Source organism: Maribacter hydrothermalis (assembly GCF_001913155.1).
Lineage (GTDB): Bacteria > Bacteroidota > Bacteroidia > Flavobacteriales > Flavobacteriaceae > Maribacter > Maribacter hydrothermalis.
In genome coordinates this window covers 1,707,805-1,720,728 of sequence record NZ_CP018760.1, presented here as the reverse complement: position 1 = coordinate 1,720,728, position 12,924 = coordinate 1,707,805, and the positions used below count along the sequence as shown (strand labels likewise).

13 protein-coding genes are annotated in these 12,924 nt (G+C 34.1%); 5 read left to right on the top strand and 8 right to left on the bottom strand.

Translation table 11 applies throughout. The features are described from left to right. Positions 1–136: 136 nt before the first annotated feature. Positions 137–1,804: a glycerol-3-phosphate dehydrogenase/oxidase gene (locus tag BTR34_RS07340; protein WP_068485410.1), complete on the top strand. Its 1,668-nt coding sequence runs from the start codon at positions 137–139 to the stop codon at positions 1,802–1,804. On the opposite strand, the gene BTR34_RS07335 is transcribed toward BTR34_RS07340, so the two are convergent. Continuing rightward, positions 1,790–3,175 carry an alpha/beta hydrolase gene (locus tag BTR34_RS07335; RefSeq protein WP_068485408.1) on the bottom strand — a complete coding sequence of 462 codons (1,386 nt, stop codon included), beginning with the start codon at positions 3,173–3,175 and terminating at the stop codon, positions 1,790–1,792. The genes BTR34_RS07340 and BTR34_RS07335 overlap by 15 nt on opposite strands. A 54-nt stretch (positions 3,176–3,229) precedes the next feature. Next, positions 3,230–4,231 carry an NAD(P)H-dependent glycerol-3-phosphate dehydrogenase gene (locus tag BTR34_RS07330; RefSeq protein ID WP_068485406.1) on the bottom strand — a complete coding sequence of 334 codons (1,002 nt, stop codon included), beginning with the start codon at positions 4,229–4,231 and terminating at the stop codon, positions 3,230–3,232. A 109-nt stretch (positions 4,232–4,340) separates the two neighbouring features. Between BTR34_RS07330 and BTR34_RS07325 the strand changes: the two genes are divergently transcribed. Next, positions 4,341–5,255 (top strand): nicotinic acid mononucleotide adenyltransferase, encoded by a 915-nt coding sequence (locus BTR34_RS07325; protein WP_068485405.1) that lies wholly within the window; start codon positions 4,341–4,343, stop codon positions 5,253–5,255. A 46-nt stretch (positions 5,256–5,301) separates the two neighbouring features. Here the strand turns inward: BTR34_RS07325 and BTR34_RS07320 are convergent, their stop codons facing one another. Together BTR34_RS07320 and BTR34_RS07315 are read right to left on the bottom strand one after the other, a co-directional pair. After that, positions 5,302–5,829 (bottom strand): DUF421 domain-containing protein, encoded by a 528-nt coding sequence (locus BTR34_RS07320; RefSeq protein ID WP_068485403.1) that lies wholly within the window; start codon positions 5,827–5,829, stop codon positions 5,302–5,304. A gap of 124 nt (positions 5,830–5,953) precedes the next feature. Next, on the bottom strand, positions 5,954–6,802 hold the full coding sequence (locus BTR34_RS07315) for a helix-turn-helix domain-containing protein (RefSeq protein WP_068485402.1): 849 nt from the start codon (positions 6,800–6,802) through the stop codon (positions 5,954–5,956). 147 nt (positions 6,803–6,949) lie between these two features. Between BTR34_RS07315 and BTR34_RS07310 the strand changes: the two genes are divergently transcribed. Both BTR34_RS07310 and BTR34_RS07305 read left to right on the top strand, forming a co-directional pair. Beyond that, complete coding sequence (locus BTR34_RS07310) at positions 6,950–7,924, top strand: phytanoyl-CoA dioxygenase family protein (protein WP_068485400.1); 975 nt, start codon at positions 6,950–6,952, stop codon at positions 7,922–7,924. An 83-nt stretch (positions 7,925–8,007) separates the two neighbouring features. Further along, positions 8,008–9,585, top strand: coding sequence for a SulP family inorganic anion transporter (locus BTR34_RS07305; protein WP_068485398.1), 1,578 nt, complete (start codon positions 8,008–8,010; stop codon positions 9,583–9,585). Positions 9,586–9,630: 45 nt separating this feature from the next. On the opposite strand, the gene BTR34_RS07300 is transcribed toward BTR34_RS07305, so the two are convergent. Then, positions 9,631–9,882, bottom strand: a complete 252-nt coding sequence (locus tag BTR34_RS07300; RefSeq protein ID WP_157493038.1) for a hypothetical protein — start codon at positions 9,880–9,882, stop codon at positions 9,631–9,633. Positions 9,883–10,054: 172 nt separating this feature from the next. Here BTR34_RS07300 and BTR34_RS07295 point away from each other — a divergent pair, with 172 nt between their 5' ends. Continuing rightward, positions 10,055–11,158 carry a lactonase family protein gene (locus tag BTR34_RS07295; RefSeq protein ID WP_068485396.1) on the top strand — a complete coding sequence of 368 codons (1,104 nt, stop codon included), beginning with the start codon at positions 10,055–10,057 and terminating at the stop codon, positions 11,156–11,158. Here the strand turns inward: BTR34_RS07295 and trxA are convergent. From trxA to BTR34_RS07280, 3 genes are all read right to left on the bottom strand, one after another. After that, complete coding sequence (gene trxA / locus BTR34_RS07290; protein WP_068485394.1) at positions 11,155–11,451, bottom strand: thioredoxin; 297 nt, start codon at positions 11,449–11,451, stop codon at positions 11,155–11,157. The genes BTR34_RS07295 and trxA overlap by 4 nt on opposite strands. Positions 11,452–11,496: 45 nt before the next feature. Further along, positions 11,497–12,186: a DsbA family oxidoreductase gene (locus tag BTR34_RS07285; protein WP_068485392.1), complete on the bottom strand. Its 690-nt coding sequence runs from the start codon at positions 12,184–12,186 to the stop codon at positions 11,497–11,499. 144 nt (positions 12,187–12,330) lie between these two features. Next, entirely contained in the window at positions 12,331–12,810 is a 480-nt protein-coding gene (locus BTR34_RS07280; RefSeq protein WP_068485390.1) for a c-type cytochrome, read from the bottom strand. Positions 12,811–12,924: the final 114 nt, after the last annotated feature.

Genomic DNA, 12,924 nt, shown 5'->3' with positions numbered 1-12,924 from the left:
TCTAAACTTTAATTTTACAATTAATTAATTTATTAATTAATATATAAGGAAGGTCCCTTCATATCTTTGAATATGGAGTAAGGTCTTGTTCGAATAACGACTAGAATACTTCTTTCATATTAAAAGACAGCAACTAATGAAGAATATAAAATTCACGAATTTAAAACGTCATAAAATAATTGAAAACCTTGAGTCAGAAGAATTTGATTTGGTGGTGATTGGAGGAGGGATTACAGGTGGCGGTATTGCTTTAGATGCAGCTTCTAGGGGTTTAAAAGTAGCATTGTTAGAAAAAGGGGATTTTGCTTCAGGTACTAGTAGTAAGTCTACAAAATTAATACATGGTGGGCTACGATATTTAAAGCAGTTCGATTTTTGGTTAGTAAAAGAAGTAGGTTCTGAACGTGCCATTGTACACAAATTAGCACCACACTTAGTATTGCCAGAAAAAATGTTATTACCATTAATTGAAAATGGTTCTTACGGTAAATGGTTAACCTCTATTGGGCTTAAAGTGTACGATATTCTTGCACAAGTAACAGGCGATGACAAACGCAAGATGTTAGAGAAAAAAGAGGCTATGAAATTAGAGCCATTGTTACCAAAAAAGATTCTTAATGGAGCAGGGTATTATGCCGAATATAGAACTGACGATGCTCGTTTAACCATAGAAAATATAAAAACAAGCCTGCTTTTTGGAGCTCAAGCATTAAATTATGCTAGGGTAAATAATTTTATTTATAAAGATGAAAAGGTGGCAGGTGTTAAGGCTACCGATGAAACTACGGGTCAGGAATTTATAATTAAGGCAAAGTATGTAATTAGTGCTGCAGGGCCTTGGGTAGATGAGTTAAGAAGTTTAAATAATTCGAAAAAAGGAAAGCAATTACATCTTACGAAAGGTGTCCATTTAGTTTTTCCATATGAGAAATTACCTGTGAAACAGTCTTGTTATTTTGATATACCAGATGGTAGAATGATGTTTGCTATTCCTAGAGGTAAAATTACTTATGTAGGTACTACGGATACCAATTATAATAGTGATAAGGACAATGTAAGAACAGATTTAGCAGATGCTATTTATTTAATTTCTGCTGTTAACAACATGTTCCCTTCAATTAATCTAGAATTAGAAGATATTATTTCTTCTTGGGCCGGTTTACGACCTTTAATACACGAAGAAGGCAAATCTGCTTCCGAATTATCGCGTAAAGATGAGATTTTTGTTTCGGATACCGGCTTAATTAGTATTGCAGGGGGTAAGTTAACAGGGTATCGTAAAATGGCAGAGAGAGTAGTAGATCGCATTGCCAAGAAAATGGAAGAGGAACATGATACGGAATTAAAAGAATGTTTTACTGAAAAGATATTTCTTTGTGGAAATGACGATTTTAAAAAGTTTAAACATGTAAAGAAATATATTTCAGAGGTTTATGATAAGATTAAAGGCGGCAAATTTACGGAGTATGATGCCTGGTTTTTAGTCACCAATTATGGTAAGCAAACGGAGAAGATTCTTAATAATTACGCGAAAATAGATGAGAAAGATAAATATGTTCGCTTAGCAAAGGCGGAGTTGGCTTTTGGTATTGATTATGAAATGGTACAAAACCCTATGGATTTCTTTATAAGAAGAACCGGTAGGTTGTATTTTGATATTGATAGTGTTAGAACCCTAATGGAGCCCATTTTAAAAGAATTTCAAAATAAATTTAAAGTTCCGGATACAAAGATAGAAGAGTGGAGAACTATTTTGAATGCTGAATTAAAGGAGCATTCGGATTTTTCGTTAGAAAGAAGGTGATAAATCCCATTCAATAGGTTTTCTTATGGAACTACAATCTATATTGGGTTTTTGCGAAGGATTATTTATAAATTCTTTCGCGATTTTAAGAAAACAAGGATTCATGATATTGTGACCTTCATCTGGAAATAAAATTCCATATCCATTTTTCAAATGTTTTAAAGCTTCAGTTGCATTGCTTGGAGGCGTTACATGGTCTAAACCGCCACTCGCTATTAAAGTTGGAATTTCCGAAACCACAGGTTGGTTTTCAAAATCCGTTGCTCTAAAAGAATGCCAATTAGCCGCTAGCTTGTCACTTAAAGCAAAGGAAATGGAATCAAATTCAATAATTGTAGACTGTTTTACTTCTTTTTTTAAAGCAGCAGCATCATAAAACGGGAGTTCTTCGTAAACCATCACAGAATAGTTCATTGACCAATTAATAAAATTATACATGTCTCCAATATTTTTTATTGCATTTTTAAGGGGTTTAGGTTCTCCTTTTTCCAATGCATTAATAAGTAAAGGTATGGAGCTAATGGAATTACGATCGTAAAGATTCATAAATAATAATATCAACGCATCTTGACTATTTAATACGAACGCCTTGTCTTCATAGTCTAAACGTAAAGGTTCCGTTTGTAGCTTTTTCAATGTTTTCAATAAACGATTTTTTAAATTTGGATATTGATTATTGCAATCCTCATTCTGGTCGCAGAGCTCCAGTACAGAAAAAAGAGAGTTTTCCAAATTCCGTATAGTAGCATTAAAAAAATTCGTTTCAGGTGCCAGAATTGAAGCAAGTACTGAACTACGAACACTGTTTGGAAAATCTCGCATGATAGTCAATCCTAGTCGAGAACCATAAGAACCTCCAAAAAGGTTCCATTTATCATATCCTAAAGCTATTCGTAAATCTTCAAAATCAGCGGCATTTTCTTTGCTATTGTACCCCGCAAGGTCAACCCTATTTTTTTTCATTGTCTTCTTGCATTCTGAGAATACTGAATCAAGTGCTTTAATTTCTCCTTCTTGAGTGAGGTCTTGTCGTAAAATGTTAAACATAGCCTTGCCAATATCTGTACAGTTTGCTTGTGACTCACCTGTGCCGCGTTGATCCATTAGTACAATATCTCTATCATCTCTAAGCGGATTATTTTCCCAAAAGGCTTCCATTGTTATGGTTGCTCCTCCAGGGCCACCCTGTAGTAAAACAATGGGTGCTTTTAGCGAATCAGCTTTTTTAGCCTTTAAGATTTTGTAAACTAATTTTAATGTACGAGAATCAGGGTTTTGACGATTTTCGGGGACTTCTAGGATTCCATCGATGGTTTCATATTTTGGGGTTGGATTACAAGCATATAAAATCAAGAAAAAAATCGAAAACATCCCAAAACGCATACGTGTAAAACTTTGATGTATTCTAAGATATGGAAATTATGATTAATCTAACTTATCAGTCAATTCAAGAAACACCTTTTTAGGATTCTTATTTTCATAGAGAACTTTATAAACTGCGTCAATAATTGGAGTTTTGACCTTTTTCTTAAAGTTCTCTTTTATAACATAGGCACTTTTTGTGGCATAATAACCTTCGGCAATCATGTTCATTTCCATTTGGGCACTTTTAACCGTGTAGCCTTTACCAATCATATTCCCGAACATTCTATTACGACTAAAAACAGAATACCCAGTAACTAATAAATCACCTAAATAAGCCGATTTATTAATGTTCCGGTCCAGGTTATGTATGCGTTTTGTGTAACGCTTCATCTCACGAATTGCGTTACTCATTAATACACTCTGAAAATTATCTCCGTAACCTAAACCGTGAGCTATACCCGCCGCTATTGCATAAATGTTTTTCAACATTGCTGCGTATTCCGTGCCAATAATATCTTTACTGATATTAGTTTTAATGTAATTGCTAGACAAATTTTTAGCAACTAATTGTGCTTTTTCTTTATCTGCACAAGCAATGGTTAAGTAGGATAAACGTTCCATGGCAACTTCTTCTGCATGGCATGGCCCTGTAATAACACCTATATGGTCAAAAGGTATCTTATAAGTTTCATGAAAATGTTCACCAACTATCAATCCAGATTCTGGAACAATACCTTTAATAGCCGAAAAGATTATTTTTCCTTTTAATGGCGTTGTTAATTTTTCTAATTCACCAACTAAAAAAGCAGATGGGATGGCAAACACTAATACATCAGCAAAATTTACTGCCTCGTTAATATCATCTGTCAATAGTAATTGCTCCGTTTTAAACTCAACAGAAGTAAGGTAATTAGGATTGTGTTTTTGAGTTTTAATATGCTCAATTGCATCAGTATTTCGCATGTACCAACCTACTTTTTCTTGGTTGTTGGTTAACATTTTTACGATAGCGGTAGCCCAGCTACCACCGCCCAATACTGCAAATTTTGCGTCCTTTTTCATATGGTAAATTTACCAAATATTTACTTGTTCGTTATTAGTTAAATATTAGTGTTGTAAAATTGTGGCATAGAGATTGTTTTATGATTAATAATCAATTAAATAAAATCATATGAAAACAATAAAACTACTTACGGGATATTTCTTACTAGCCACTTTAATGGTTTCTTGTTATACAGAAGTAATTATTGAAGATGATTTTATAGAAGAGTCGGCTTTCAATACCGATCAAGTTTTACAAAGCTATGATTTATGGTATGTGGATATAAATGCAACACGTGGAAATGGCGAAGTTCCTTTTTTGCAAAGGGCTTTTACAGTGTCTTTTAATCGCGGAGTTTTGTATGCAAACAATAATATAGTTGGTATTGGTAAAACGGGTGGTGGTTTAGGTATTGATGTAGGTACTTATGGCACGCTTAGAGGTACTGTTGATATTGATCACGATATTGATGGATCATGGTTTTTAGAGGTTTATGCGGTTAATAATAACACAATTGAATTATATGATGCCAGTTCAGATACATCATATTATTTAAAAGGATACCAAACAAATAGATTCGATTATGATATGGTGTTCTATGATAACATCAACTACTTTATACAAGAGTATGATGCTTGGGAAAAGATATACACTAGTGAGTCTGGAGCTTTAAATGATTTCGATAACGAGAACTATCTACAGTTTTTACCTAGCTTTTTTAGGTCATCTATAGATGCTCCAAACACTAGTATTTCAAATTTACAGTGGGATTTTGAAGGAAATTATGAAGTGTACAATGTGCAAGGTGATAATTCTTTAAAAACCTTGACATTGGACTACGATTTTTTCGGGGACGATTATTTTGAATTATATGTAATAAATGATAGTACAATAGAATTATACCACCCAGATAGTGGTACAACATATGAGTTTAGAGGTAGAGGATATCAAGAGTATTTAAAATCTGGAAAAGGTGTTGAAAGCAAAAAGAGAATTAAAACGTCTAATCCTACTATGAATGTAGAACGAAAGAAAGCAAAATAGTTTTTAGGTTAATTGTCTTAAGAATGCCCTTTTAAAAGGGCATTTTTTATAGGTTGTATTTAACATCTTCAATTATAATAGCATCGATTTCCATTTGTTTATCCGTATGCAAAACAGATATGTCTCCTGTTGTTTCGAAGATAACAGCTTTAACTTGAGATAGCTGTAAAACGTTGGCTTCACGTAATTTCCCCATTAAATCGGCTTGGCTTACTAATGCCTTTTTCATATTGTCTTTAAGGATAGTGCCATTTTCCATTAATAAAATAGGCGTATTGGTAATTACTTTTTGGACAGTAGTAGATGATGATAGTAGTTTGGCAAATAAAGCTTGTAAACCTGCAAGCAATGCTATAGAAACCATAGCGGGCATTAAGTTTGAGACAGGTTTGTTGACCGCATCGGCTAAAATAGAACCCATGGCAATTGTTACCGCAAAATCAAAACTTGTCATTTTGGCGAATGTTCTTTTGCCTGTAACGAGGGTAATGAACATCATGTATAAATAGACAAAAAACGCAGCAACACATATTTGTCCAACGGTTTTAAATGAAAGCGGGTCGAAAATTTCCATAATTAAATTTTAGAAGTTATAACCAATCCATTGAAATTGAGGATCAAGGTTTGCATTGTACTCTTCTAAAAATAATAGAGACTCACTTTAAATGTTTCCTCAATTGCAAAGAATTCTAATTCATTTAATTACCCTGTAACCTCTTTTTAAATGCCGATGGATTTTCTCCCGTTACTTTTTTAAACGTTCTATTGAAATATGACAAGCTTTCAAATCCGCATTCAAAACATGTTTCACTAACATTCTTACCGGAAAGTAGTAAACGTTTAGATTGACTAATACGATATTGATTTAAGAACTCAATAAAAGTACTTCCTGTTGCTTTTTTAAAATAGCGGCAAAAAGCGGGCTTGGTTAAATTGCAAAATTTGGCAACTTCATCAACCGAAATTTTACCTTGGTAGCGTTCATCAATTAAGGCATAAATATCACGAATTCTACTTTGTTCTTTTTTGCTATATCTATTCTTATAAGGTTTCTTATGCAGCAATTCAAATTCGTTACTTTGAGATAATCTTTTAAGAATATTCATGATTGCCATAAAATATTCAAAAGGTTTTAAGGTGTGTAGTTCCTTTAATAATTTGCCCACCACTTTTTTAGTTTCCCCGTGAAAAGCAATTCCGTATCTAGATAAATCTAGTAATCTATTTAAGCTTTGCAGTTCTGGAATAGGGTCTACAAAAGTACTTTTAAAAGAAGGCTTTATATGTACAACTTCTTCACGGTACGTTGTTTTTACACCATAGTCAAAATTTAGGTGTGGTATATTAGAACCTATTAGAACCAAATCGGTTTCTTCATATTCGGAAATATGGTCGCCTACATGCCTTGTTCCATTAGCACCTTCTATATAAACGATTTCATATTCAGGGTGAAAATGCCAATAAAAGAGATGACTCAGTTTGGGGTCGTGCAGTAAACGAAACGGACTTTTACTTACTGGCTCAATAGTTTCTAACTCAATTTTCATGAGCTAAATGTAACAAAATTGCGCATAATTTTGTCATAATGATTGTTTTTAATCAATATAGTTCAAATAGTGGTCAATATTACGGTAGTTCAAGTTGCTAAGGCTCAGTAGTTTTATACTATAGTTCAACCTTAAATTTTTATACTAATGCAACAGACAAACAACAAAGTGGAACAGGGTAATAAAGCGCACAAAGATATACCAGGTAATCCATCAACGGCAACAAGCAGTAAGCAAAACTTAAACGATAGATCTAACGGCAAATCACTTCGTGTACTCAGCGAAGAAGATTGGAAATTCTGGAAGGAGAATGGATATATTGTCATAAAAAATGCTGTACCTCTAGAGCAAGCAAAAGCTACTGCAGATTTTTTATGGGAGTTTGATGAAAAGAGTCCCACAGATACTTCAACATGGTATGCGCCACCACGAGCAGAAATACAAATGAAAGAATTAACAGGAACAGGCATGGTTGAGGTGTATAACCATCAACATTTATGGAACAATAGACAAACACAAAGAGTATATGATGCCTTTGTAGATGTTTGGGGAACAGAAAAATTATGGGTAACTATTGATCGCGCAAATCTTAATTTTCCATTACCACCAGGAGTAGATAATAAAGGATTTATACATTGGGATTATGATCCAGAAACCAAACCGCAAAACGTGCAAGGAGTATTAGCATTGGCTGATCAAGATGATGAGAATATGGGTGGATTTCAATGTATACCATGGTTATACCGTAATTACGATTCGTGGAAATTAACGCAGCCAGAAGACCGAGACCATTTTCAACCTTCATTAGAGGGTTTAGAAGATAAAATTGTAAAAGTGAAAATGATGGCAGGTGATTTACTGATTTTCAATAGCACCGAACCACATGGTATTAGACCAAATAAGTCGAAGGATAAAGTTAGAATAGCACAGTATATTTCAATGATGCCTGCAGAGCCAGAAAATGAAGAAATGCGTAATTGGAGGGTAAACTCTTGGAAAAATAAAATTGCGCCAGAAGGTTATGCATTTCCTGGTGATCCACGTAATTGGGAACAAACTAAATATGATACTGCTAAATTATCTCCCATAGGAGAGAAATTATTGGGATTAAAGAGCTGGTAGATAGATAATTTGGTAATAATCAGCATGTTTGTGGTGAGGCCGGTAAATATTACTATTTTTGCGCCCTTTAAAGTTAGAGGTACATGGCGAAGATTTTCAATTTATTCAATTTTAAACAAAAAGTAGATTATAAAACAGAAATCCTATCAGGATTAACGGTAGCATTGGCCTTAGTGCCCGAGGCTATTGCTTTTGCATTAATACCAGGTTTTTCGCCTTTAACAGGATTATACGCGGCATTTGTCCTAGCTTTGATAACCTCAATTTTCGGAGGTAGACCAGGCATGATTTCTGGTGCTACAGGTGCAGTAGCGGTTGTTTTCATCGGGTTGATATTAGAATTGAAAAGAAACTTCCCTGGAATAGAGCCAGAGACCATTTTAAATTATGTTTTTGCTACTGTAATTGTGGCGGGTGTTTTACAAATATTAGCGGGAGTATTACGTTTAGGAAAATTCATTCGTTTAGTACCGCATCCGGTAATGTTTGGTTTTGTAAACGGTTTAGCGATTATCATATTTATGGCTCAGTTTCCTAATTTTTATCAGAAAGGAACAGACCAACTACTAACAGGTATGAATATGGCTATGATGTTAGGGTTAACAGTATTGACCATGTTAATTATATGGGGATTACCAAAGTTAACAAAGGCAGTACCTTCTTCCCTGGTCGCAATTGTAGTTGTTTCTGCCATAGTTATCGGGTTCAGTATAGATACATTAACCGTAGCGGATACCATGAGAGAAGGTGAGTCTATTAAGGGTGGTTTTCCACCATTATCTATTCCACAGATACCGTTGACATTCGAATCTTTTAAAATCATTTTCCCGTTTGCAGCAATTGTAGCGGGTGTTGGTTTAATAGAGAGTTTATTGACCTTAAATATTATAGATGAAATTACCGAAACTAGAGGTAGTAGTAATAGGGAATGTGTAGCACAAGGTTCAGCTAACATTTTATCAGGATTCTTATCCGGTATGGGAGGCTGCGCTATGATCGGTCAAAGTTTAATTAATACATCGTCTGGTGCAAGAGCAAGATTGTCTGGTATTACCGCAGCGGTTATGTTATTGGTATTTATCATGTTTGGTTCCAGTGTAATTGAGCGTTTGCCAATGGCAGCATTGGTTGGCTTAATGTTTATGGTGGCCATAGGTACTTTTGAATGGGCTAGCTTTAAGACTTTTAGAAAAATGCCAAATTCAGATGTTGTAGTTATGGTATTGGTGACTTTGATTACCGCAATTACACATAACTTGGCAGTAGCTGTTTTGTTAGGTGTAGTTATTTCTGCATTGGCATATTCTTGGGAGAATGCAAAAAGAATTCGTGCAAGAAAATATGTGGATGAAAATGGAGTAAAGCATTATGAAATCTATGGTCCTTTATTCTTTGGCTCTACCACGCTTTTTAGTGAAAAATTCGATGTTCAAGGAGACCCAAGTGAGGTAATTATCGACTTTAAAGAGAGCCGTGTTGCAGATATGAGCGGAATAGAAGCCTTGAATAAGATTACAGAACGATACTCCAAAGTAGGTAAGAAGGTACATTTACGTTATTTAAGTAAAGATTGTATTCGCTTATTAGCAAATGCAGAAGACATTATAGATGTAAATGTAATGGAGGACCCTACTTACAAAGTAATGGTCGATAAATTATAGGGTGAAGTAACGGGAATTAAACATCATGTTTTAGGATATAAATTATTATCCAAAATAAAAGATAGCATAAAAGGCTCCTAAAACGATTGTTATAGAAAGAATATATATTCCTATTTCTTGTAGGCTATCCTTTTTCGCTTGTGCTCTTATTTTATCACGTACTATTTTACGCTCAACATCGGTGAGTTCTTTAAAGTGTAATTTGGTTTCTTGCGAATAGTTTAAATAATCTTTGCGTAACTCTCTAAAGTTTTTACTTTTTTTTAGTAAGGCCCTATTTGCCTTTATTACTTTCATTGGTTGTCCGCTATATCCCATTTTTCATTCTTTCTTATATGTAGTAAAATTGAAGGCTTTGTTACATTAAAGAATTGTACTTAATATTTGAACATTTCTTTTATACATTTATTATTTAGAGCTATTTTCCATCTTTCAAAGTTGAGTATGCTCAAAGTAGAACATTAGAAATATGAAGAATAAAGTAGGTTTACTCATTGCAATTATTGGGTTGGTAATTTTAAACAGTTGTAAAATGGAAGAGTCAAAAATTGAAGAGGTATTATTTGTGGGAACGTATACGGATAATGGGAGTGAAGGCATATATAGATATAGTTTAAATCTAGACACAGGTGAGTTGACCAATAAATCATTAGCGGCGAAAATTAAAAGCCCTTCTTACCTAGCATTTTCTCCGGATAAAAATTCTTTATATGCCGTAAGTGAGGTGGACAATTATAAAAACGAAGATGGTTCAATTACCACATTTAGAGTAAAAGATACTACACTTACCGAAGTAGCTGTACAATCTACACATGGCGCCCATCCCTGTTTTGTAGGTGTTAGTGATGATGGTAAATTAGTTGCAGTAGCAAATTATACAGGAGGAAATGTAGCGGTATTTAGCGCTTTGGATAATGGGAATCTTAAGCCGTCTCCACAAGTTATAGACCACAAGGTATTAGACACAAGTAGAACGGCACATGCGCACATGGCAGCTTTCTTAAATGATGAATTAATAGTGTCGGATTTAGGTTTAGACCGTATTAAAAGATATAAGGAATTTGATGGCAAGTTTGTTTCAAGCGAACAAAAAGAATTAGTAGTTGCCGAGGGTGCTGGTCCTAGACATTTTGTAATCTCTAAGGATGCAGAATTTCTTTATGTTATTAATGAATTAAATTCTACAATAACCATGTTTAAGAAAGATGAGGGTAAATATTATGGTAAAGAAACCTATGATACAGTAGCCTCGGATTTTAAAGGGGAAAGTTATTGTGCGGATCTTCATTTATCGCCAGACGGAAAATATTTGTACGGAACCAACAGAGGAGAAAATACTGTAGTAATTTTTGAGGTAGATCAAATTACAGGAAAATTAAAACTGGTAGGTAGAGAGTCTGTTATAGGCGATTGGCCAAGAAATTTTACTATTGACCCAACAGGGAAATATCTACTGGTAGCAAATCAACGAAGTAACAATATTGTTGTTTTTAATAGAGATGCAGAGAATGGTACTCTAAGTTTTGTAAGCCAGGTTGATTTGCCTAGTCCAGTATGTTTAAAATTCTATTAATTGGATTTTATAATCTGCAAAAGTTCATTTTTTGGCACTACCCCAGATTGTCTCCAAACTTGTTTTCCGTCTTTAAAAAGAATCATAGTAGGTACACCCCTAACTTGATATTGAGAGGCTAAAGTTTGATTTTTATCTACGTCGATTTTAACGACTTTAATAGCGTCGCCTAAATCTCCTTTTACATCTTTTAGAATAGGGGCTAGTGTTTTACATGGTCCACACCAATCGGCAAAAAAGTCAACTAAAACTGGTGTATCTCCTTTTATGATATCAGAAAATGATGCTTTCATATCTTTTGTTTTATAAATTAATATTGATTTTCAGCTAATGTTAAGTTAGCAAATTCCAGTAGATGGGTCACAACTTTCTCCTGTAGCTATAATTTTTAATGGAGCTACTTGTTTAAAAGCTTCTAAAAATGCAGCTGGTGGTTGTGCGCCGCTAATACCAAACTTATCATTGATAATAAAGAAAGGTACGCTATTAACACCACGATGCTGGTAATGCGCAATTTCTTGTTTAACAGTATAAGCAATGGAATCATCATTTAGAATTTTTTCTGTTTTTTCTGATGTCCAATCATATTCGGCCATAATAGTACTTAAAACAGAAACATCGTTTAAATGAAGATTTTCATCAAAATATGCTTTCATAAGACGTTCTTTTAGCGCATCTTTAAAGCCTTCTTCACCAGCTGTATGTAATAATTGATGAAGAGGTAATGTATTTACCGCTAACCATTTTTTTCCAAAATTAAAATTGATTCCTTCTTCCTTGCCACTCTCTTCTAAACGCTTGGTCATTTCAAGTGGACCGTCTACACTTCCAAACTTATTGGTAAGGTAAGTGTCTCTATCTAATCCTTCTTTCGGAATATTTGGGTCAAGTTGAAAAGGGTGCCATTCTATTTCTATTTCAGCACCATCCCATTCTTGTATTGCTTTTTCTAATCTTTTCTTACCTACATAACACCATGGGCAAGCAACATCAGAAACTATGTCTATTTTTATTTTGTCGTTTTGCATATAATAATCATTTCGTATTACAACAGTTTGGTCGTAAAAAGTATAAGAAACCTACATTTTTAAATTACAATATTGATAGGGTAAAAAGAAAACCCTTTCATGTTCATGAAAGGGTTTTCGGTATAATTAGGTTGGCGTTTAAGTTTACAGCGTACGTAAGTATTCTGCAATATTACGAGCCTCTTCTTCATTTAAATTCTGATTAAGCATAATTGCATTATTGTATTCTTTTAATAATGCTTTAGCTATAGGGTCTTCTTTCAACATTTTATCAGGATTGAGAATCATATTCATTACCCATTCTGGACTTCTACGTTCGTAAACACCTTTTAAAGCAGGGCCGATCATACGTTGTTCCGCCATATGACAAGCAGTACATATTGCCTGGAATTTCTCTTTGCCGGCAGCCGCCATATCTGCATTTACAGTATCGTCGAAAGTTAAACTGGTAATTGGTCCAACACCTTTATTGTCCAAGTCAACCGGTACTCCTTCGGTAGAAGTTTCTGCTTTAACTTCTTTTTTGGTTCTGTTCATTTCAAAACCTTCTTTTTTCTCTTCTTTTTTCTCACCACAGCTGATTATCAGTGCGCTAAGTGCTACTAAAGTGAATAATTTACGCATACTTATAATATTATATTTTGTGTTGTTCAATAATTGAAGGACTAATATATGAATTTTTACGGGTTACAGTGCGTTTTAATCTGGTAGTATTATCGATTTAACTTTTAAATTTAA

Excerpts from the sequence above, each read along its gene's own strand:
- trxA (WP_068485394.1), bottom strand. The coding sequence starts at position 11,451 with ATGAAAGCATCATTTTCTGATATCATAAAAGGAGATACACCAGTTTTA.
- BTR34_RS07335 (WP_068485408.1), bottom strand. The coding sequence starts at position 3,175 with ATGTTTTCGATTTTTTTCTTGATTTTATATGCTTGTAATCCAACCCCA.
- BTR34_RS07315 (WP_068485402.1), bottom strand. The coding sequence starts at position 6,802 with ATGAAAATTGAGTTAGAAACTATTGAGCCAGTAAGTAAAAGTCCGTTT.
- BTR34_RS07300 (WP_157493038.1), bottom strand. The coding sequence starts at position 9,882 with ATGAAAGTAATAAAGGCAAATAGGGCCTTACTAAAAAAAAGTAAAAAC.
- BTR34_RS07285 (WP_068485392.1), bottom strand. The coding sequence starts at position 12,186 with ATGCAAAACGACAAAATAAAAATAGACATAGTTTCTGATGTTGCTTGC.
- BTR34_RS07310 (WP_068485400.1), top strand. The coding sequence starts at position 6,950 with ATGCAACAGACAAACAACAAAGTGGAACAGGGTAATAAAGCGCACAAA.
- BTR34_RS07305 (WP_068485398.1), top strand. The coding sequence starts at position 8,008 with ATGGCGAAGATTTTCAATTTATTCAATTTTAAACAAAAAGTAGATTAT.
- BTR34_RS07330 (WP_068485406.1), bottom strand. The coding sequence starts at position 4,231 with ATGAAAAAGGACGCAAAATTTGCAGTATTGGGCGGTGGTAGCTGGGCT.
- BTR34_RS07295 (WP_068485396.1), top strand. The coding sequence starts at position 10,055 with ATGAAGAATAAAGTAGGTTTACTCATTGCAATTATTGGGTTGGTAATT.
- BTR34_RS07280 (WP_068485390.1), bottom strand. The coding sequence starts at position 12,810 with ATGCGTAAATTATTCACTTTAGTAGCACTTAGCGCACTGATAATCAGC.
- BTR34_RS07325 (WP_068485405.1), top strand. The coding sequence starts at position 4,341 with ATGAAAACAATAAAACTACTTACGGGATATTTCTTACTAGCCACTTTA.
- BTR34_RS07320 (WP_068485403.1), bottom strand. The coding sequence starts at position 5,829 with ATGGAAATTTTCGACCCGCTTTCATTTAAAACCGTTGGACAAATATGT.
- BTR34_RS07340 (WP_068485410.1), top strand. The coding sequence starts at position 137 with ATGAAGAATATAAAATTCACGAATTTAAAACGTCATAAAATAATTGAA.